The sequence below is a fragment of the Bradyrhizobium sp. Leo170 genome (assembly GCF_004296405.1).
In the GTDB taxonomy this organism is placed as follows: Bacteria; Pseudomonadota; Alphaproteobacteria; order Rhizobiales; family Xanthobacteraceae; genus Bradyrhizobium.
Map to the genome: position 1 here is coordinate 1 of NZ_PSRR01000031.1, position 19,875 is coordinate 19,875.

Here is a 19,875-nt window from a genome sequence, read left to right on the forward strand (position 1 = left end):
CTAGGTTGTGCGCGCTTTCACGACATCGCCAGCGCCAGCCGCAGTCGGCTCGAAGCATTGGCGCGGAAGAAGGAAGATCCATGTGACGAGCACAAAAGGCGCGGTCAGCGCGGGGATGGCGAACGGCGTCAACGCAACGTTCAGCGCCGCTTGTGCGATGACGGTGAACAGCGTGCCCAGCATGGCGTAGATCGCGACTCGCCAGCTCGGTCGGTAGAACACGGTACCCAGCGCGATCGCGGTCAGTACCGGGCTGAAGCCGAGAAGCCCGCCAGTGATCAGGTCGCTTTCAGCGCCGAAAAGATGGGCCACCAGGACTGCCAGTATCGCGCCGGCGAGAGCGAACGCGGCGGCAGTCAATGAGTTCACGGCCAGGCCAGCGAGCAGCAGCAGGGCCGCCACAGCACTCGCCTTCAGGAAGACCTGTGAGATGCTTTGAAGCACGCCCTGGAAGAGGTCGATGAGCTTGAGCGGGCTGGCCTCATAGGGTTGAAAGGCGGTGATGACGTTGCCGGACGGCAGCGCAGTCCCTACGAGACCGGAAAAACCATACGTAGCCAACAAGAGGAGCCACGTCGTCAGCACGAATGGAAATGTGAGGCTGGATACACCCCAGGGCTTGACGGCGTTGGCAGTCCCGAGCATCACGATGACCGAAACCGACGCTCCCAGCACCACATACACCCACATGAGCGCGCTCGGCGATAAAAATGTAGCCAACGCGAGTCCGACAAGGACGGCGTTGTATCCATAGAGCCCGGAATAGAGCGGCTCGTTATCGACGTGAAGCCATTGCGCCGTTAGGTTTGCCACGACGACCGCGACGATCCCCGCAATTGCCACTCGGGGTACGCCGGCCGCGTATGAACCCCAGGCGATCGCGGCCAGAAAGAGAATCCCGGTCAGCGGGTTGTTCTGAAACATAACTTGTCCGATGCTGCGCAAATTGATGTCCAAGAACCGCAATGCACCTGACGATGCGGAGAGGTGTTCCCACTTTGCCAAGATCGTTTCCATTGCAGCCTCCTTGAACGTGTCGGCACCGGCTGTTGGAGATCATCTGTTGGCGCCGTCGATCCCTATCGCCATAGATAAGGCGGAGGTAGCGCTGCGCCGATGACCTCCTTGCGTACCAGTCCCCAGAACTCCCGTACTTTGGCTTTCACCTGCGCGGTTTCACGGCCCAGCACCTTGAAGATCAGGCCGGCATCATTGGGCAGATGACAGGCGCCGAACGCCACGCCTTCCGCGAGGTTCACATCGGCTTCCGCACGCTCGTGGATGCGTTCTGCCTTGTCCTTGGGGGCGCACAGGATCACGTTGGCGAACACATCAAAGGAGTTCATCACGCCAGTTTGCCGCATCAGATATCGGCGCGGCTCGATCACCAGCTTCTCTGCGAACAAGGGGCGACCATCGGGCCGCGTGGCCGACGTTGATATCGACAATACGGTTGCTCCGAAGCACTCGTCCGGACGATGGTGCTTGCGGCCGGGTTGAATGATTTCCGAAAACAGCAGTGTGGCCGACGGCGCCACGCAGATCTGTGTGTCGCTGAGAAACCGCGAGTGCCGGTGCGGGATCACGGGATCCGGAAGAAACTCCAGGTATGCGTCATCGGCAAGCGTGATAGTCTGGCTCTGCGCCGCATAGTTGGCGTCCATCGCGTGAATCTTGGTTGCCGATTGCGAGGTGAGGTGTGCCTGCGCGCGCGGACCAAGGGTAATGTCAAGAGCGAGCCGGTCCCCCTGCAGCACGCAGCCGGTGGTGGTGATTAGAAACACGCAGGCCATGTCAGGCATTTCTTCATCGCAATGCAGCGCGCGCTGCACCATGTACGGCGCCCGCCGCTGCAAGTTCGCCAGGATCGTTTGGCCGGAGCGGTGCTCGAAGCCCAGACGCAGGGAACCTGTCTTGCCGACACTGCCACTCCTCATCTGCGGCGGTTCATCCTGGAACGGAGCGAATTCCGGCATCGATGCGCCGAGCGCTTCGGCGCGGGCCCCGGGAGGGAAGGCCGCCGGTATCATGCTGGCCGCCGTGCTCGCGGATTGATATCGAACAGAAACTCCCGTTCGATAAGCGCAACCAACTCCGGAATGCCTTCCCCCGTCTTGCAGTTCGTGAACAGGAACGGCTTTCTGCCGCGCATCATCTGTGAATCCTGTTTCATCACCTCAAGGCTGGCCCCGACATAGGGTGCAAGATCGGTCTTGTTGATGACCAGGATGTCGGAATACGTGATCCCGGGTCCGTTCTTGCGCGGGATCTTGTCGCCCGCGGCGACGTCGATCACATATATGAAATAGTCCACCAACGCCGGCGAGAAGGTCAGCGTCAGATTATCGCCTCCACTTTCGATCAGCACGACGTCGCTATCCGGAAAGCGCCGTTCCATATCCTCGACCGCGGCGAGGTTCATGCTTGGGTCTTCGCGCACCGCGGTATGAGGGCAGGCACCTGTCTCCACGCCGAGGATGCGTTCCTGGAGCAGAACGCCCTTGAGGGTGCGCTGAACGTGCTTGGCGTCTTCGGTCGTCACGACATCATTGGTAATGATGAGCACCTTGATGCCGAGATCCAGCAAGCGCGGTGTAATGGCTTCCACGATCGCGGTCTTGCCTGACCCGACCGGGCCACCAATGCCGATGCGCGTGATACTTTTCGACATTCCAAGCTCCATTCAACGTCAGTTCATGAACAGGCGCACATGCGCTCTGGTGTGGACGGCGGCCAGAATTTCCGTCAAAGGCGCAAAGCCTGCCATGTCCGACAGTCGAGCCGCCGCGGCGGTCGCGTACATCTCGTCTAATTGCCCGGTGAGCTCGTAGAGAATCTTCTGCGTCTCGATGTGGCTGACCTTCATCAGTCGCAAGGCCGCGCCGAGGATCGTTGTGGCAACGCCATACTGGTGCACGACAAACGCTTGGTAGGCAGTCAGATTCTGTACGGCGAAATTAATCGCCAATGCGATGGGATAACAACCGGGAGTAACAGACGTCGCTATGCATTCACGCCATCTGTAAAGCAGCGGCGCACCCACCACCTCGACCCCCATCTCCGTGAACTTCTTGCCCATGCGAACCGACATTGCTCGCGCTTCGTCGGAAAGCTTGCGCGCGTATACCTGCGCATCGATTCGGGCGAGGGTGTCGACCTCTCCGGCAGTTGCGGCGCGATGCGCGGCGATCAGCGCGATGCAGTCACCGCGCGCCGCCTGCTCTACCGCGGTGCGCGCGAACGCTCGAAGTGTAGCCGCGTTGGTGACGACGCCCTCCTGAACGGCGGATTCCAGGCCGGAAGAAAACGAGAAGCCGCCGATGGGGAACATCGAGTCACCAAACTGCAGCATCCGCGAGAGAAAAGCGGCGCTCCTCGACGCATCGACACGGTCATTCTCGGTGGTCACGCGCAGAACCGGCCGTTGCCGGCGATGTTTGTCCGTGAGCGGCGGCTCCCGGATGGGAGTGGGCATGCGTCGGCGGATGTCCGTACGCGCGTCCGGTCTCCGCCTCGACGCCGGCATAGCTCTCGTGCGTGTGTGAATGCACCGGCCCCTCCGCGCCACCGAAAAGCCGACGGGATTCATGCGGAGCGAGGTAGGGAACGACCTCTCGTCCGGCTACGAATTCGTATCGGATTCCATCAAAACGGTGCGTATTCATGACAGACGTCATCACCTTGCGATCGACCGTCAGCGGGACATAGACGCGGTTGTCCTTGACCAATGCCGGCCAATGCTGGTTGCCCATGGCATGGCCCAGTTCGACGCATGTGCGCATTGCCATCTCGGGCGCGAGGCTCGTTAGACCGTCGAGGTGCACGATCATCACGTCACGCAGCTCGATTCGAGCGACGAGTGCCGAGAGCGCCTGGGCATTCCAGAGCAGCACGTCCCCATCGTGGATGTGTGTGCCGCGGTCGATAGAGATTGCAACCTCCGCGCCTTTTGTGGTCGTCTTGCGGAAGCGGGTCTTCTGCGCCTCCCACTGGTCGATCTCGATCAGATCTATATCGGCGCCAGACAGCCGCCCAGCCCATTCGGGATCGCCGATATTGCCCAGAACGGTTTTGATGAGGATCATCGCGCATTCCTCAACTGAAGAAATATTTCTGGTTTAGCGAGACCGTCGTCAAAGGCTGCACGGTTGCGTGCTTGCCGTCGACGGTCACGGCGAAGGTTTCCGGACTGACCTCAATTTTGGGCGTCCCGGTATTTCGAACCATGTCGCGCTTGCCGACCTTGCGCACATTTCTCACCGGCATCACCTGCCGGCGGAGCCCTAGCCGCTCCTTGATCCCGGCAGCATGCGCGGCGCCGGAGACGAATGTGATGCAGTTGGCCGGCAACGCATCACCATAGGCGCCGAACATGGGCCGATAGTAGGTGGGCTGCGGGGTCGGCAGCGACGCGTTTGGGTCGCCCATCACTGCCCAGCTAATGAAGCCGTTCTTGATGACGATCTTGGGCTTTGCACCGAAGAACGCGGGCTCCCACAGGACGAGGTCGGCGATCTTTCCCACCTCGACCGAGCCCAGCACGTCGGCAATACCGTGCGTGATCGCCGGGTTGATCGTGATCTTTGCCACGTAGCGCAGCACCCGGAAATTATCGTTGCCCGGCGCGTCCTCCGGCAGCTTGCCGCGCCCGGTCTTCATCGCATCGGCGGTTTGGATACAACGCAGCCAGCATTCGCCGATGCGTCCCATGGCCTGCGAATCGCTCGAAAACATCGAGATCACGCCGAGATCCTGGAGGACGTTTTCCGCCGCGATGGTCTCGGCGCGGATGCGGCTTTCGGTGAATGCCACATCGGACGGGATGTCCGGGCTGAGGTGGTGACACACCATGATCATGTCATACAGCTCCGCCTGCGAATTGATGCCGTAGGGGAGCGTGGGGTTGGTCGAAGATGGCAGGACGTTGGGAAGGCCGGCGATCTTGATGATATCAGGCGCATGGCCGCCGCCGGACCCTTCGGTATGGAACGAATGGACCGTCCGCCCCTCAAACGCTTCGATCGAATCGTCGACAAAGCCGGATTCGTTGAGCGTATCGGTATGGATGCATACTTGGGTGTCCGTCTCGTCAGCGACGGTGAGCGCGGACCGAAGCACCGCTGGGGTGGTGCCCCAGTCTTCGTGACATTTCACGCCAACCGCGCCTGCTTCGATCTGCTCAACCAGAGCCGCTTTGCCGTGTCCGTGCCCCTTGCCGAGAATGCCGACATTGAGCGGCCAGTTTTCGAACGCGCGTAACATCATGCTGATGTTGCCAGGTCCCGACGTGACCGTCGTCGCGTTGGAGCCGTCCGAAGGACCGGTGCCGCCACCGATCAAAGTCGTGGTGCCGTTTGAGAGCGCGGCCTGCGCCTGCTGCGGAGAAATGAAGTGAATATGTGTGTCGATCCCGGCGGCCGTCAGGATGAGATGTGAGCCCGAGATAGCGTCGGTCGCCAGGCCGACCTCCAGGCCGGGCGTGACGCGATCCATCGTCTGCGGATTGCCGGCCTTGCCGATTGCACAGATGCGGCCATCCTTGATGCCCACATCCGCTTTCACGACGCCGAGCACAGCGTCGATCACGGTCACGTTGGTGATCACAAGGTCGGGAGCGCCAGCCGCCCGCGTCACCTGATTATCCATGCCCATGCCTTCACGCATGCTCTTGCCGCCGCCGAAGACGATTTCGTCGCCGGCGCCGCCGCGCAGGTCGCGCTCGATTTCAACGAACAGGCCGGTATCGCCCAAGCGGATGCGATCACCCGTCGTCGGGCCGAAAAGGCCGACATATTCTAGCCGAGACATGGTAGGCATGGTGGCCCTCGTTCAAGAGATTTGCGTTTCACGCCTTCATTTATGAGGAACGAAAGCCTCGCTTCGCCGCCTGCGCCACCGCCTTGGATTTGACTGTGGCGGCGTCACGGCCGGCGGTGGGACCATCGACGAGATTGTTGAAGCCATAAACGGCGCGCATGCCCCCATAGGGGACGAGTTGGACCTCGCGTTCGTCGCCGGGCTCGAACCGCGTTGCCGTTGATGATGGGATATTGAGGTGAAGCCCGAACGCCGCTGCACGATCGAATTCCAGCTCACGATTGACTTCGAAAAAATGGAAGTGAGATCCAACCTGTACCGGCCGATCTCCCGCATTGCGCACCTTGAGCGTCGTCACCGGGCGATCGGCATCGAATGTGATCGCTGCCGAACTGCACACGTAACCGCCGACCGGCACGTTCGCCGTCGCCGGGTCGACATGGGCGGCGACAACGGGGCCCGTTTTTGGTCCAGCCATGTTGACCTCCTGTAGGCATTCACTGGATCGGCGTATGCACCGTTACCAAGCGGCTGCCGTCGGTGAACACCGCCTCGATCTGCACCATTGGAATAAGATCGGCGACGCCGTCCATCACATCAGCCTTGGTCAGGACGGTACGCGCCTCGTTGGTGACGTCCTCGATCGTCTTCCCGGCACGCGCGCCATCAAGGGCGACCGCCGATATGATAGCAACGGCTTCTGGATAGTTGAGCTTGAGGCCCTTGGCTCTTCGCTTTAGTGCAACGTCAGCGACCATGTAGACGAGCAGCTTATCGAACTCCCTCGGAGTTAGCTGCATGTGATCCTCCCGAGCCGTGACTGCCTTACCGGGAAAAGCGGGTGCGCGAGTAGACAACGCGCGAGCAGATAGTTTGGCTGGCCGCCCCAGTTGTGACCGTTGTGAGCATCGTTCCCGGCATTAGGGAGGGCGCACTTGGACGTGTCAATCAGGGTTCTCCGCGGTTTGTTGCTGGAAATGACCTGATGGATTGACCGTCGCGCGCGGACGTTTCGTTTTTGCCGACGACGCTGACGGCTCTTCAGGCGCTGCCCTTGACGTTGGGCGCCTAACCCCGCGCGACGATTGCCCCTGGACTACCTGGGCCGTCAGGGCGCAACCAGCTTCTTGCGAATCGCATAGCGAACCAGCTCGGCCGTGGACGACATGCCAAGCTTGCGCATGGCCGATGCCCGATGGGTTTCGACAGTTTTCACGCTTAGCTTCAATATGGAACTGATGGCCTTGTTGGTATGTCCCTCTGCAATCAACTGCACGACGTTCTGCTCCCGCGATGTGAGGAGCGCGCTGGACTTGTTCTGTTTGTTGAGCTGGTAGTCGGTTAGCAATTTCTCCAACACGACGCTGGTAAAGTAAGGTCGGCCGTCGAGCAGAGCTTCGATTGCCGAAATGAGATGCTTCCTGGCGTCCGATTTGAGCAGGAAGCCACGCACCCCAGTCAAAAGGGCCTCGGTCAGAATCTCCTCATTTTCGTGCATGGTGAGAATCAACACTTCCGACCGCAGGCGAAGCGTCTTGACGCGGCGGCTGACTTCCAGTCCGTTCACGAGAGGCATGGAATAGTCGGCGATGATGATGTCCGGTCTGGTTTCCAACGCCAATGCGATCGCCTGCTCGCCGTCGGGCGCTTCTGCAGTGACAATCCAATTGGAGCGCGTTTCAACGATCGCGCGAAGTCCGGAACGTACGACTTCATGATCATCCGCAATCAGGATGCGTTTCACGGCGTCGTTCCTATGCGTTGGAACGGTCGATAGCGATAGCCGACAGCGAGGTCAGAATCATACTGATTGGCTTTCCGGCAGTTATCCCGCAAAACCCTAGGATTTCGCGGGGAATATACCGAGGTCAGCTTCGCCTCCTGGTCCATGGCAGAACAAACTAGGACGGCGGAAGATCAAGCGCCGGATCGACAGCGCCCCAGTGCGTCATGCTTCCAGCAACCGGGCACGAACCGCGTAGCGAACCAGATCTGCCGTCGAGTGGATGCCCAGCTTGCGCATCGCGGCGGCACGGTGCGCTTCGGCGGTTTTGACGCTGAGGTTCAGGATCGCACCAATGCTCTTGTTGCTGTAGCCCTCCGCAATCAGCTTGACCACCAACTTCTCCCGCGGCGAGAGCCTGTCCCGATCTCCGGTCGAGACCTCGTTCAATTCAGGCGAACAGCTCTCGGTGCAAAATGGCTTATGCGCCAGAAGCGACTCAACCGCCGCCAACAACAGCCTGTTGGCATCCGATTTCAATACGAATGCCCGGGCGCCTGCCTCGAATGCCTGCTGCGCCAGCAGGCTGGAGTTGTGCACCGTGAAGATCAATACCTCGGTCGGCAGACGATATTCCTTGATCCGCCGCGCGACCTCCACTCCCGTCATGCGCGGCATGGAGAAATCGACGATTGCGACATGGGGTTGGTTCGCGATCGCCTCGGCAAGGGCCTTGCTGCCGTCGTTCGCCTCAGCAACGACTTCCCAGTCGGCACGTTGTTCCAGAACCGCTCGCAGGCCCGACCGCACCGCTTCATGATCGTCGGCGATAAGAAAGCGCTTCATGGCAGGACAACTCCAACTCGTATCGGATCGCATGGCTCGGCCGGCGCCAGCGAGGCGAGTTCGGCTGCACGACTAGTGGACCCGTTTGCGCGGACCATGATGGCGGGAACGGCCTTTGGCCGGCTGCGTCTTCCCGGTCACCGCACCGCGCGGAAACACCGCGGATAGTGTCGTGCCGGGACGCCCCGTTCCCGGTCCGGAGCGGATATCGAGGGTGCCTCCGATCTGCTGCAGTCTAACCTTCATCGCAGGAATTCCGACGCCGGGCGGCCCTGCTATCGCTCCGCCGAGGGCCTGGCCGAGCGGCATGCCGCGCCCATTGTCGCTGACCCTCAGCCGGAAGTGGCTATTGGTCGTCTCGATCGCGATCTCGACTTCCGTCGCTTTCGCGTGACGAAAGACATTCGTCAGCGCCTCCTGAACCACCCGCAGCAGCGAGCGCTGCGTTTCGTAAGGTACGCGATCGATCTCGGGCGAGATGCTGGCATCCACTCTCAACGATGTGCGCGCCGCGAACCCTTCCGCATATCTCTCTATTGCCGCCTTCAACCCGGCAACCGTTAGATTTTGCGGATGCAGCAGGTAGGCAAAGGCCCGGATTTCCTTGATCGCCTGATCGATCGACGCATCGATATCGTCGCAAAGCCGCTCGGCATTGGTCGGTTCACTTAAGCTGTTCCGCATCCGCATAATCCCGAGGCTCGCGGCAATCAAATGCTGGCAAGTCGAGTCGTGGAGGTCGGAGGCAATGCGCTGCTGCATGTCTTCCTGAATGGATACCAGCGTGGCGCCCATGCTCGCACCACCGTCCGAAATCGTTCCAAAGTCTTGGGAGGACGCTCCTTCCAGCACGCGATGGCTACCGATAAAGGTGGCAATGCAGCCGGTTACGGGATCGCAGATTGGCGCAACGATCGTCTCGACAGTTCGTGGGGATCCTCCAAGGGTGAGCCGATGCCGGATCCGAACCTCGGCACCTCTGGCGCGACAAGCATCAAGCGCCTCGTGAACGGACCTGGCATCCTGCCTCCCCATACAGTCGCAAACGGCCATCCCTCGGATGTCTTCCGAGGCGATCCCAACAAGCGATTCGAACGCCGGGTTTATATCTTCATAAACAAAGCGCCCTTCGGATGAAGGGCGCATCACAAAGAGAAGGTCGGAGGCTAGCTTCCAGTACAGCCGATCGCTTGCGCTTGCTGCGCCAATGCCTGACCATCCCTCCGCATTGGTTCGATCCGACCCGTACGTGGGAGCACCATGTTGCTTCACGGCACGCACTCGCTTTCCACGCGACTCTCGATAGTGAGAGCCACCCCTTGCCTCGGCCAATCTCCCTGACCCGATCGGATATTGAGCTCCACCATACACCGTCAGGTAGAAAAGCGCCATTGACGTGGGGCGGTCTTTAGGCAGGAACTCGCGAATTCTTGTACACGCCCGCGAGCCGCGACGCGGAGCCTCTTCGTGCACTGCCATTCGTGACATTGGCACTAACCGCATATTGTCCTAAGAAATGCCTAGGGTCGTGCTGAGGACATCTCTGGACGAGACGAAAGAGAAAGCCTTGCGCGACGCGCTCGCCAGCGCGGCCATCGTGCCAGCGGCTTGAGACGGCGGCAGGATCGTCTTGCAGGTCTAGCGCCGAGTGCCCGCAAGGCGCAGCATCATCATGAACAGATTGATGAAATTGAGGTAGAGCGACAAAGCGGCGATGACCGACTTGCGGCCTGCGGAAGTTTCATCGTCCCTGACATCGTACATCGCCTTGATGCGCTGCGTATCGTAGGCAGTCAGGCCGGCGAAGATGCCGACGCCCACGATCGAGATCAGCCAGTCAAGTCCGCTCGAACGGAGGAAGAGGTTGACCAGGCTTGCGACGATGATTCCGATCAACCCCATGAACAGGAAGGTGCCCAGTCCGGATAGGTCACGCCTGGTGGTGTACCCAAAGATGCTAAGCGCCCCGAACGTTGCGGCTGCGATGAAGAACACGCGCGTGATCGAGGAACTGGTGTAGATGTGGAGCAAGGTCGACAGCGACACGCCGACCAGGGCTGCATAGACAAAGAACAACCAGCGTGCGGTCGTGGCCGACAGCGTATGGATGCGTGCACTGATGAAGAACACCAGAGCCAGCGGCGCCAGGATGAAGATCCACATCAGCGGACTCTGCAGTAATGCGGGACCGGTGAACTGATAAGTCAGCCAGGCCACAAGGGCCGTGAGGCCGACACCGGCGGCCATGTAGTTGTAGATGCGCAACATGTAGTTGCGGAGGCCGGCATCGACCGCAATGGCATCGCCGCCGACCGCACCGGAGGTCACTGCATTCTCGTCATAATTGGACATGGCTTATCTCCTCGCGGTCGCGCCGAGCACGGGATGGGCAAGCCTATGATGATGGCCACCATGCGGGATATCAGATGATCACCCGATTTCCGGGGGCGGGAACTACGCTGTTTCGGCGCGTTGGCGCCTTCCTTCGGGGGACATGCCTTGTGTTACTGGAGGTTGCCGCTCGCCGGCTTATCAAGCGCAGTTTCTGCCGCCCGTTCCTACATAGAATTCCGGATGTGCGAGCGGCAAAGTCGCCGATAGGATCGTAGTCATCGGCTGGCGGGCATCCCGCATTCATTGCCGCCTTTGGCGCTTGCGCTATCGCCGATGGGAATATGGAGACGAGCATGAACATCCGACTCGTATTCGGCGCCCTGATCGTCGGCGTTGTCGCAGCCATTGCAGCGCCGCCAAGCCCGTCCGTGGCCCAATCGACTGACCAAGGCGCGGCTGCGCCAAAGAGCGCAGCACCGAATACAAATATGAACCCGCACAAGCATCGCTATTGGCGCCACCGCGGCGGACGGCATCCGCATTTCGGCAGCCGGCGGGTTCGCACCGATGCGCCTGCAGGGCGGCCATCGGCCAATTGAGCAGCTTTTGCCGCCTGTTGCCTGGTGCGACGGACCAATCCGCTCTTGTAATTTGAGCGATCGATGACTGATCGAGGCAGCACAGGAACGAATCCGACGGCGGTGGATGTTCGATGAGCGAGACTGACGGGCAGCGGAGCGAGGGCGGTATGGCCGCGCGGCCGCACCTCACAACACCGAAGACCAAGTCGAGGCCTGAAATGCAGACGATACGGTTGCTTTGCGCTTTGTGCGTTTTCGCTTCAATCTCCGCCGTCGCAACGCCCGCGCAAGGCGAGATATTCAGGGTCGGCCGGCTGTTGTGTTCCAGCAGCCCGCGGATCGGATTCCTTGTTGGATCGACGCAGTCGCTGCGTTGCGTATTCTACCGGCGAGGCTCGTCGCAACGCTACATTTACGCTGGGCGAATAAGGCGTGTCGGTCTTGACGTCGGCGTCACCGGAAGTGGCGTTCTATCCTGGGCCGTCTTTGCCAAGAACTCGCGGATTGGTCCCGGCACCATGCGCGGGAGCTATGTGGGGGCCAGCGCCAATGTTGCGCTGGGTCCCGGCTTTGGCGCCAACGCTCTGATCGGCGGATCGCGCCGAAGCGTCGTGCTGCAGCCGCTTTCCGTCGAGCGCGCGATCGGCGTCAATCTCGCGGCGACGGTGACCCATTTGACCCTTGGCGAAAGGGGGCGGCGATAACGCATCCCCGACAGTTCCTGCCTAAACAATTCGGAACATTGCCGACCTTTGGCTCAGGGTTTCGTCGGATATCGGCGTTGGAGGGTGGAGGGCTACGATCAGCCTTACTGCGACTGGCGGCTGGCTTGGCTGCTTCGTGCTCGGCGCACCGCATAACAGGGCAATGGACCCTGTGTCCGAGCGTGATGGATGAGGTCCGTGGGCAATGACCAAAGGCCGAAACCGCTGGCTGATCGTCCTGCTCGCCGTGCTTCTGGCCGCAGGTGGCTACTACGCCTGGCAGAATTTCGCGAATGATAGTCTCCCGCCGGGAATCGCCAGCGGTAACGGCCGCATCGAGGCGGTCGAGATCGACATTGCAACCAAGACGCCAGGACGCATCCAGGAGATCCTGGTCAGAGAGGGGGATTTTGTCACGGTAGGACAGGTGCTCGCGCGCATGGACACGACGCAGCTACATGCCCAGCTCCGTCAAGCCGAAGCGCAGTTGCGCCGCGCGATCATCAGCGTCGACACCGCCAAGAGTCTCGTCGCGCAGCGAGAAGCCGAGAGGAAATCCGCTACCGCGGTGATTGCGCAGCGTAATGCTGAATTGGATACGGCGGACCGAAAGCTGCAGCGATCCGAGCAATTGATCAAGACCAACGCCGTGCCTCAGCAGGTGCTCGACGACGACCGGGCGGCCGCCGAAGGGGCGAAGGCCGCGGTGGCGGCGGCCGAGGCTCAGCTTGCGGCGGCGGAGGCCGCCATCAGTTCCACCCGGGCGCAAGTGGTCGACGCCGAAGCATCCATCGACGCGGCGAGGGCCGCCATCGAGAGCATCAAGGCCGACATCAACGACAGCATCCTGATAACACCGCGCGATGGGCGCGTGCAGTTTCGCGTGGCGCAGCCGGGCGAAGTCCTTGCCGCCGGCGGTCGCGTGCTCAATCTCGTCGACCTCGGCGACGTCTACATGACCTTCTTCCTGCCCACGGCGCAGGCCGGACGCGTCGCAATCGGCGCAGAGGTCCGCATCGTGCTGGATGCCGCGCCCCAATATGTCATTCCCGCCAAGGCGAGCTTCGTTGCAAACGTTGCGCAATTCACGCCCAAGACGGTGGAAACGGAGGAGGAGCGTCAAAAGCTCATGTTCCGGATCAGGGCGCATATCTCGCCGGACTTGCTGCGCAGACACATCGAACAGGTCAAGACCGGCCTTCCCGGCAGGGCGTTTGTCCAGCTCGACCCGAACGCCGAGTGGCCGGCGAACCTTACTGAAAAGCTGGTACAATGAGCGATCTGTCGACCGCAGAGGAAGCTCGCCCACCGGCGCCGGTGATAAGCCTGGATGCGGTCGAGCTGTCCTACGGCACGACGCGCGCACTTGGTGGCATCACGCTCGACATTCCCACCGGGCGCATGGTCGGGTTGATCGGACCTGACGGCGTTGGGAAATCCAGCCTGCTCTCCCTTGTCTCCGGCGCTCGGGCCGTACAGCAGGGACGCGTCCATGTGCTCGGCGGCGATATGACCGATGCTGCGCACCGGAGGCTGACGTGCCCGCAGATCGCCTACATGCCACAAGGTCTCGGCAAGAACCTCTATCCGACGCTGTCGGTGTTCGAGAATGTCGACTTCTTCGGCCGCCTGTTCGGCCACGACAAGAGCGAACGAGAGCAGAGGATCGATCAGCTCCTGAAAGGCACGGGGCTTACGCCTTTCACGGATCGGCCAGCAGGCAAGCTGTCGGGCGGCATGAAGCAGAAGCTCGGCCTTTGCTGCGCGCTGATTCATGATCCCGACCTCCTGATCCTGGATGAGCCGACCACCGGTGTCGACCCGCTCTCGCGCCGCCAGTTCTGGGAACTGATCGACGAGATCCGCCAAAGCCATCCGGGCATGAGCGTCGTTGTCGCCACCGCCTATATGGAGGAGGCGGCGCGTTTCGACTGGCTGGTTGCCATGAACGAAGGCCGGGTGCTCGCCACCGGCGCGCCTGCGGACCTGCTGCGGCAGACCGGTGCTGATAATCTCGATGCCGCCTTCATTGCGCTGCTCCCGGAGGAGGAGCGGCGGGAGCACAGGGAAGTGGTGATCCCGCCTCGCGGAAGCGAACATGCCGACGACATCGCCATCGAGGCCGAGCAGCTTACCGTGAGGTTCGGCGATTTCACCGCCGTCGACAATGTGAGCTTCCGCATTGCCCGCGGCGAAATCTTCGGCTTTCTCGGCTCAAACGGCTGCGGCAAGACCACGACCATGAAGGTGCTGACCGGATTGTTGCCGGCCAGCGAAGGCATCGCGAGATTATTCGGCCATGAGGTCGATCCGAGCGACATGGATGTCCGCCGCCGCGTCGGCTACATGTCGCAGGCCTTCTCGCTCTATTCCGAATTGACGATCCGGCAGAACCTCGAGCTGCATGCGCGGCTGTTCCGGCTTGCCCCTGACACCATCGAGGGGCGTGTCCAGGAGATGGCACAGCGGTTCGACCTCGTCGACGTCATCGATGCGTTGCCCGATGCGTTGCCGCTTGGGGTCCGCCAGCGCCTCTCACTCGCGGTAGCGATGATTCATGCGCCCGACATCCTGATTCTCGACGAGCCGACATCCGGCGTCGATCCGGTGGCGCGCGACGGCTTTTGGCAAATCCTGTCCGAGCTATCCCGCAGGGACGACGTCACGATCTTCGTCTCGACCCATTTCATGAACGAAGCCGAGCGCTGCGACCGCATCTCGCTGATGCATGCAGGCAGGGTGCTGGTCAGCGACACGCCGGCCAGGCTTGCCGAGCAGCGCGGCGGCGGCAGTCTTGAGGAGGCCTTCGTCGCCTATCTGCAGGACGCGATCGGCAGGACGGACGCCAAGCTGCCGGCCGCCGTACCGGCCGTAGTGAGCGAAGCCGGGCCGGGCGACCAAGCCGCCGCGGCACACCACCGACTCATGCGCTTCTTCGACCTGCGGCGCGTATTCGCCTACACCCACCGGGAGGCGCTCGAGCTGCGGCGCGACCCGATCCGTGCCACGCTGGCCGTTCTCGGCAGTCTCATTCTGATGTTCGTGATGGGCTACGGCATCAATATGGACGTCGAGAATCTATCCTTCGCCGTCATGGACCGCGACGAAACCGGGATTAGCCGCGACTACGTCCTGCAGATTTCCGGATCGCGCTTTTTCACCGAATTGCCTCCGATCACCGACTACGACGATCTCGACAGCCGCATGCGCAGCGGTGAGCTGAGCCTGGCACTCGAGATCCCGCCGGGGTTCGGGCGCGACGTGGCGCGCGGCAGTAACGTCCAGATTGGCGCGTGGATCGACGGCGCCATGCCGTCGCGCGCAGAGACCGTGAGGGGTTATGTGCAGGCGATGCATGCCCACTGGCTGACCGAGCGCGCCAGACTGCTCTATGGCAACGCCGCGGCGTCGGGCGATTTCCAGCTTGAGATACGTTATCGCTACAACCCTGACCTCAAGAGCATCGTGGCGATGGCTCCCGCCGTGATCCCGATCCTCCTGTTGATCATACCTGCGATATTGGCGACGCTGAGCGTCGTGCGCGAAAAGGAGCTCGGATCGATCATCAATTTCTACGTAACGCCGGTAACACGGCTTGAATTTCTCGTCGGCAAGCAGCTTCCCTATGTGGCGCTCGCCATGCTGAATTTCTTCCTGTTGACCGCCTTTGCCGTGTTCGTCTTCCGCGTTCCATTCACGGGCAGTTTCCCGGCCTTCACCGGCGCAGCGCTTCTCTACGTCATTATCACGACGGCGATGGGGCTTGTGATATCAGCGTTCATGAGCAGCCAGATCGCCGCGATCTTCGCGACTGCGCTGCTGACGATGATTCCTGCTACCCAGTATTCGGGCCTGGTCGATCCGGTGTCGTCTCTCCAGGGAGCCGGCGCCGTCATCGGACGAATCTACCCGACCGCACATTTCGTCACCATCACGCGCGGCACTTTCTCGAAAGGGCTCGATTTCGGTGACCTCTCGGGCGAGTTCGTTGCTCTGCTCGTGACCATCCCGGTGCTGTTCGGTCTTGGCGTGGTGCTCTTGAGGAAACAGGCGAGCTAGACATGCATATCGCCAACGTCGTTCAACTCGGCATCAAGGAACTGCGGGGCCTTCTCCGTGATCCGATGCTGATGATCCTGATCGTCTATGCCTTCACGGTTTCCATCTACACGGCCTCCAGGGCGCAGCCCGAGACCTTGAATCAGGCCGCGCTCGCCATCGTTGACGAGGACAAGTCGCCGGCATCGACGCGCATCATCACCGCGTTCAATCCGCCCTATTTCACGATACCGCGCCTGATTTCGCAGTCGGACGTGAACCCCCGCATGGATGCGGGGCTCGACACCTTCGCGCTCAACATTCCGCCGAACTTCCAGCGCGACCTTCTGGCTCAGCGATCGCCGGCCATCCAGCTCAACGTGGATGCGACCCGCATGTCGCAGGCCTTCACCGGGGGCGGCTATATCCAGACGATCGTGAACGAGGAGGTCGGCGAGTTTCTGGCCCGCTATCGATCGGCCGCGCCTCTCCCGATCGAGCTCGCCCTGCGCGCGCGCTTCAACCCCGAGCTCAACAAAGGCTGGTTCGGCGCCATCAATAACGTCATCTCCTCCATCACCATGCTGTCGATCATCCTGACCGGAGCCGCGCTGATCCGCGAGCGCGAGCACGGCACCATCGAGCACCTGCTCGTCATGCCGGTGACGCCATTCCAGATCATGGCGAGCAAGATCTGGTCGATGGGCCTTGTCGTGCTTCTCGCCTCCAGCGTGTCGCTCGTGTTTGTGGTGCAGGGATTGCTGTCAGTCCGGATCGGAGGCTCGATTCCGCTGTTCCTGTTCGGCACCGCACTCTACGTCTTCGCCATGACCAGCTTGGGCATCTTTCTGGCGACTGTCGGCGGGACCATGCCGCAGTTTGGTCTCCTGATGATGCTGGTGCTGATGCCACTGCAGATGTTGTCAGGAGCCACGACGCCGCGGGAGAGCATGCCCGAGATCATCCAGAACATCATGCTCGCCGCACCCAACACCCACTTTGTCATCCTCGCGCAGGCCGTGCTGTTCCGCGGCGCAGGGTTCGACGTGGTCTGGCCGCAGATCGCCGCGCTGCTGGTGATCGGAGCGATTTTGTTCGGATTCTCCCTCTGGCGATTCAGACAGTTCTTGCGATAGCGAAGCAGCTTCGGCGTATTGCCGACGCCGCAATTGGATAGCAACCGCGCTCCACGACGTGGGCGGGCTGTGGGCAGACCAGTCGAACTGAGAAGCCCCGCCAATCCATATCAACCCGGGCGGATATCGGGGGCCGTACCGCAACGCTTATCGCTGGAATGGCTGCCCCCCGGGTTACTGGCGGGGGCCGTGCGGGCGCTGCGGCGACACGCCTTGCCACGGCCGGTTGCCAGGCGGTGGCTGGAAATAGGCCGGGCTGAGGCCCGCCAAACGCGGCGGATCGTAATTTGTTCTGAGTGGCGCGCCAAATTGCCATCATTCTAGTAAGAATTGCATAGTCGGATCCGCGCGGATCTTCTTGGGTTCCGACATTCGGGGGCGGGACAAGCCAAGGCGCGCGGCGAATCCGGTGGAGTTCGAAAATGAATTCGCGCCACTTCACCCGGTCACCTCGTCGGCTTGGGCAGGCAGCGTCGCTGCTGCGGTGAGCGTGCAGAGCGGCGAGATCGGCATCGTCAAGGCGCACCAGTGATTTTGTCGCTTCGATCGGTCCTGATATCTTTTTTATCGCTGGCGATCCTTGCGCTCGTCTGCGGCGCGGTCCGCGCGCAAGGCATAGCCCCCGACAAGGAATTGGTGGTGGCGACCAAGGAAGCCCCGCCTTTCGCGATGAAGCAGCCGGATGGGAGCTGGGGCGGTATCAGCATTGAGCTCTGGAAGAGGATAGCTGATCGCGCGCATCTGAAGTTTCGCCTGGTTGAGACCGAGAATGTGCAGGACCTGCTTGATGGCGTCGCGAAAGGCGCCTTCGACGCCGGCGTCGCAGCCGTAACTGTGACTGCTGCGCGTGCACGCAATGTCGATTTTTCTCAACCTTTCTACAACACCGGGCTCGGGATTGCGGTGCCGATCAATGAGAGCCCCTGGGTCTCGATCGGACGGGCGCTGCTCTCTTTCGGCTTCTTTCAGGCCGTGGGTCTGCTGCTTGGTCTTGCGATGGTGGTGGGCTTCATCATTTGGCTGCTGGAGCGCCGGAAGACGGAACATTTCGGCGGAGGCGCCAAGGGGCTCGGCTCCAGCTTCTGGTGGTCGACCATTGCTATGACGCAGGCGGGAGCTGCCGCAAATGCACCGGCAACGCTCCCCGGGCGGATCGTCGCGACCGGGTGGATGATCGCTTCCGTCATCGCGATAGCCGTGTTCACCGCCGGCATCACCTCCACCCTTACGCGCAGAGAACTGCAAGGCGCCGTTCACAGCTTCAACGACCTGCGATCCGTGCGTGTCGGCGCCGTCGCAAACTCTCCGACAAGCGACTACCTCACGCGCCAGCAGCTTCCCTTCCGGGCATTCCCGGACGCTCAAAGCGGCCTATCCGCATTGAGCCGCGGTCAGATCGATGCCTTCGTGCATGACAAGCCGCTCCTCGCCTGGATCGTTCGTAACGACTTCTCAGGCGCGATCCGTGTCGTCGACACCAGCTTCGGCAGCGAGAGATATGCGATCGTCTTGCCGAAAGGCAGTGCCTTGCGGCCGATGCTCGATCTTGCCGTGCTCGATCAAATCGAAAGCGATCGGTGGCAACAGACACTGTTCCTTGCTCTTGGAAACGCCCGGTCGCCCTGATGATCCCATCGGCTTTCGGCGAACTCAAATCCAGCACGGCGACAATTGTCGGTACTGTCGTAAGGTTGTTCGCACGCATGGGTGGTATGCGGTCGTTCCTCGGAACAGAACTCCGGTGATGGCGTTCGCAACGTCAGGGCTGGGTACTTTGGCCGAAAGTGGCAGAAAGACCCGGGAGGCATGGCCGACGAACTTGGGGAAGCCTATCCTGGCAACCGGTTGTTGCGGGCGCTTATGCTCGCGCGCCTCGAATCCATTTTGCCGCATCTCGAACCGGTGAATCTGCGACAGCACCAAGTCCTTTTTCGCGCCGGCGCACCGATCGATCACCTCTACTTCATAGATCGAGGCTTGGTTTCTCGCGTCAAGGCCATGGAGGATGGTCGAGTTGTCGAGATCGGAGCTGTCGGAAACGAAGGCGTCGTCGGACTTTTCGCTATCCATGGAATCCGGGGCGCGATGTGGGAATATGCCGTCCGGATTCCGGGAATGGCGCTTCGCATCGATCGCGACACGTTCGAGCGGAAGATCACGCAAGCTGGTGAAGCTTCGGCCCTTCTGCGCCGGTACAGCAGTCTGGTTGTCGATGCATTCTCGCAGATCGCCGCATGCAACCGCCTGCACTCGCTTCGGCAGCGCTGCTGCCACTGGCTTCTGGTTGCGCACGACAGCGCTGGCTCGGACAGTTTTCCTCTCACGCACGAGTTGCTCGCCCTGACGCTTGGAGTTCAGCGCTCCGGCGTATCGATCGCAGCCAATTCCCTGCAGAAGGCCGGCTTGATTCACTATAGGCACGGTCGAGTGAATATCCTCGGCCGTGCACGCCTCGAAACGGAGGCCTGCGAATGCTACGCGGCGACGCGTAGACAATTCGATGCACTATTTACGGATACGCGGCGCACGCGACGGACAGCGCGACAATTTGCTGTAGTTTCCGCGCGCATCGGTTGATTAACCAAGTCCCACGGAAGCATTTCTGGGTTGCCTCTTCGAGCAGAAGTCTGTCCGAAATCGAACAGACTTCACGAGTCCCACGGTGTCACGCTTGCGAATCGCAGGCTTGGGGATTC

General features: G+C 61.2%; 20 protein-coding genes. 8 read left to right on the plus strand and 12 right to left on the minus strand.

The window, feature by feature from the left end:
• From yut to CWO89_RS08475, 12 genes are all read right to left on the minus strand, one after another.
• Positions 1-1,017: an urea transporter gene (gene yut, locus CWO89_RS08420; protein ID WP_130578166.1), complete on the minus strand. Its 1,017-nt coding sequence runs from the start codon at positions 1,015-1,017 to the stop codon at positions 1-3.
• A gap of 62 nt (positions 1,018-1,079) precedes the next feature.
• Positions 1,080-2,030, minus strand: a complete 951-nt coding sequence (locus CWO89_RS08425) for an urease accessory protein UreD (RefSeq protein ID WP_130578167.1) — start codon at positions 2,028-2,030, stop codon at positions 1,080-1,082.
• Entirely contained in the window at positions 2,027-2,671 is a 645-nt protein-coding gene (gene ureG / locus CWO89_RS08430) for an urease accessory protein UreG (protein WP_130578168.1), read from the minus strand. Before ureG ends, CWO89_RS08425 begins: the two co-directional genes overlap by 4 nt.
• A gap of 18 nt (positions 2,672-2,689) precedes the next feature.
• Positions 2,690-3,475, minus strand: a complete 786-nt coding sequence (locus CWO89_RS08435) for an urease accessory protein UreF (protein WP_130578169.1) — start codon at positions 3,473-3,475, stop codon at positions 2,690-2,692.
• The gene (locus tag CWO89_RS08440; RefSeq protein ID WP_130578170.1) at positions 3,393-4,085 is read right to left on the minus strand and encodes an urease accessory protein UreE; all 693 of its coding nucleotides are present in this window, start codon (positions 4,083-4,085) and stop codon (positions 3,393-3,395) included. The genes CWO89_RS08435 and CWO89_RS08440 overlap by 83 nt, the downstream gene beginning before the upstream one ends.
• 10 nt (positions 4,086-4,095) lie before the next feature.
• Complete coding sequence (locus CWO89_RS08445) at positions 4,096-5,817, minus strand: urease subunit alpha (RefSeq protein WP_130578171.1); 1,722 nt, start codon at positions 5,815-5,817, stop codon at positions 4,096-4,098.
• A gap of 40 nt (positions 5,818-5,857) precedes the next feature.
• Positions 5,858-6,295 carry an urease subunit beta gene (locus CWO89_RS08450; protein ID WP_130578172.1) on the minus strand — a complete coding sequence of 146 codons (438 nt, stop codon included), beginning with the start codon at positions 6,293-6,295 and terminating at the stop codon, positions 5,858-5,860.
• 19 nt (positions 6,296-6,314) lie between these two features.
• On the minus strand, positions 6,315-6,617 hold the full coding sequence (locus tag CWO89_RS08455; RefSeq protein WP_130578173.1) for an urease subunit gamma: 303 nt from the start codon (positions 6,615-6,617) through the stop codon (positions 6,315-6,317).
• A 308-nt stretch (positions 6,618-6,925) separates the two neighbouring features.
• Positions 6,926-7,561: a response regulator gene (locus tag CWO89_RS08460; RefSeq protein WP_130578174.1), complete on the minus strand. Its 636-nt coding sequence runs from the start codon at positions 7,559-7,561 to the stop codon at positions 6,926-6,928.
• 204 nt (positions 7,562-7,765) lie between these two features.
• Positions 7,766-8,386: a response regulator gene (locus CWO89_RS08465; protein ID WP_165421060.1), complete on the minus strand. Its 621-nt coding sequence runs from the start codon at positions 8,384-8,386 to the stop codon at positions 7,766-7,768.
• Positions 8,387-8,458: 72 nt separating this feature from the next.
• Positions 8,459-9,667, minus strand: a complete 1,209-nt coding sequence (locus CWO89_RS08470; RefSeq protein WP_245475824.1) for a sensor histidine kinase — start codon at positions 9,665-9,667, stop codon at positions 8,459-8,461.
• A 357-nt stretch (positions 9,668-10,024) separates the two neighbouring features.
• Positions 10,025-10,738 (minus strand): Bax inhibitor-1/YccA family protein, encoded by a 714-nt coding sequence (locus tag CWO89_RS08475; RefSeq protein ID WP_130578177.1) that lies wholly within the window; start codon positions 10,736-10,738, stop codon positions 10,025-10,027.
• A gap of 335 nt (positions 10,739-11,073) precedes the next feature.
• Between CWO89_RS08475 and CWO89_RS08480 the strand changes: the two genes are divergently transcribed.
• The 8 genes from CWO89_RS08480 (at position 11,074) to CWO89_RS08510 (ending at position 19,756) form a co-directional block, all read left to right on the plus strand.
• Positions 11,074-11,319 (plus strand): hypothetical protein, encoded by a 246-nt coding sequence (locus tag CWO89_RS08480; RefSeq protein ID WP_130578178.1) that lies wholly within the window; start codon positions 11,074-11,076, stop codon positions 11,317-11,319.
• Between the two features lie 113 nt (positions 11,320-11,432).
• Positions 11,433-12,005, plus strand: coding sequence for a DUF992 domain-containing protein (locus CWO89_RS08485; RefSeq protein ID WP_349644870.1), 573 nt, complete (start codon positions 11,433-11,435; stop codon positions 12,003-12,005).
• 205 nt (positions 12,006-12,210) lie between these two features.
• Positions 12,211-13,281, plus strand: a complete 1,071-nt coding sequence (locus tag CWO89_RS08490) for an HlyD family secretion protein (protein ID WP_130578179.1) — start codon at positions 12,211-12,213, stop codon at positions 13,279-13,281.
• Positions 13,278-16,064, plus strand: a complete 2,787-nt coding sequence (gene rbbA, locus CWO89_RS08495; RefSeq protein ID WP_130578180.1) for a ribosome-associated ATPase/putative transporter RbbA — start codon at positions 13,278-13,280, stop codon at positions 16,062-16,064. The genes CWO89_RS08490 and rbbA overlap by 4 nt, the downstream gene beginning before the upstream one ends.
• A 2-nt stretch (positions 16,065-16,066) precedes the next feature.
• Positions 16,067-17,179: an ABC transporter permease gene (locus CWO89_RS08500; protein WP_130578181.1), complete on the plus strand. Its 1,113-nt coding sequence runs from the start codon at positions 16,067-16,069 to the stop codon at positions 17,177-17,179.
• 409 nt (positions 17,180-17,588) lie between these two features.
• The gene (locus CWO89_RS48800) at positions 17,589-17,711 is read left to right on the plus strand and encodes a hypothetical protein (RefSeq protein ID WP_283813520.1); all 123 of its coding nucleotides are present in this window, start codon (positions 17,589-17,591) and stop codon (positions 17,709-17,711) included.
• Positions 17,708-18,805: a transporter substrate-binding domain-containing protein gene (locus tag CWO89_RS08505; protein WP_245475826.1), complete on the plus strand. Its 1,098-nt coding sequence runs from the start codon at positions 17,708-17,710 to the stop codon at positions 18,803-18,805. The genes CWO89_RS48800 and CWO89_RS08505 overlap by 4 nt, the downstream gene beginning before the upstream one ends.
• Positions 18,806-18,985: 180 nt before the next feature.
• Positions 18,986-19,756, plus strand: a complete 771-nt coding sequence (locus CWO89_RS08510) for a Crp/Fnr family transcriptional regulator (RefSeq protein ID WP_130578182.1) — start codon at positions 18,986-18,988, stop codon at positions 19,754-19,756.
• Positions 19,757-19,875: the final 119 nt, after the last annotated feature.

Coding starts and splice junctions, on each gene's coding strand:
- yut (WP_130578166.1), bottom strand. CDS start 1,017: ATGGAAACGATCTTGGCAAAGTGGGAACACCTCTCCGCATCGTCAGGT.
- CWO89_RS08425 (WP_130578167.1), bottom strand. CDS start 2,030: ATGATACCGGCGGCCTTCCCTCCCGGGGCCCGCGCCGAAGCGCTCGGC.
- ureG (WP_130578168.1), bottom strand. CDS start 2,671: ATGTCGAAAAGTATCACGCGCATCGGCATTGGTGGCCCGGTCGGGTCA.
- CWO89_RS08435 (WP_130578169.1), bottom strand. CDS start 3,475: ATGCCCACTCCCATCCGGGAGCCGCCGCTCACGGACAAACATCGCCGG.
- CWO89_RS08440 (WP_130578170.1), bottom strand. CDS start 4,085: ATGATCCTCATCAAAACCGTTCTGGGCAATATCGGCGATCCCGAATGG.
- CWO89_RS08445 (WP_130578171.1), bottom strand. CDS start 5,817: ATGCCTACCATGTCTCGGCTAGAATATGTCGGCCTTTTCGGCCCGACG.
- CWO89_RS08450 (WP_130578172.1), bottom strand. CDS start 6,295: ATGGCTGGACCAAAAACGGGCCCCGTTGTCGCCGCCCATGTCGACCCG.
- CWO89_RS08455 (WP_130578173.1), bottom strand. CDS start 6,617: ATGCAGCTAACTCCGAGGGAGTTCGATAAGCTGCTCGTCTACATGGTC.
- CWO89_RS08465 (WP_165421060.1), bottom strand. CDS start 8,386: ATGAAGCGCTTTCTTATCGCCGACGATCATGAAGCGGTGCGGTCGGGC.
- CWO89_RS08475 (WP_130578177.1), bottom strand. CDS start 10,738: ATGTCCAATTATGACGAGAATGCAGTGACCTCCGGTGCGGTCGGCGGC.
- CWO89_RS08480 (WP_130578178.1), top strand. CDS start 11,074: ATGAACATCCGACTCGTATTCGGCGCCCTGATCGTCGGCGTTGTCGCA.
- CWO89_RS08485 (WP_349644870.1), top strand. CDS start 11,433: ATGAGCGAGACTGACGGGCAGCGGAGCGAGGGCGGTATGGCCGCGCGG.
- CWO89_RS08490 (WP_130578179.1), top strand. CDS start 12,211: ATGACCAAAGGCCGAAACCGCTGGCTGATCGTCCTGCTCGCCGTGCTT.
- rbbA (WP_130578180.1), top strand. CDS start 13,278: ATGAGCGATCTGTCGACCGCAGAGGAAGCTCGCCCACCGGCGCCGGTG.
- CWO89_RS08500 (WP_130578181.1), top strand. CDS start 16,067: ATGCATATCGCCAACGTCGTTCAACTCGGCATCAAGGAACTGCGGGGC.
- CWO89_RS08510 (WP_130578182.1), top strand. CDS start 18,986: ATGGCCGACGAACTTGGGGAAGCCTATCCTGGCAACCGGTTGTTGCGG.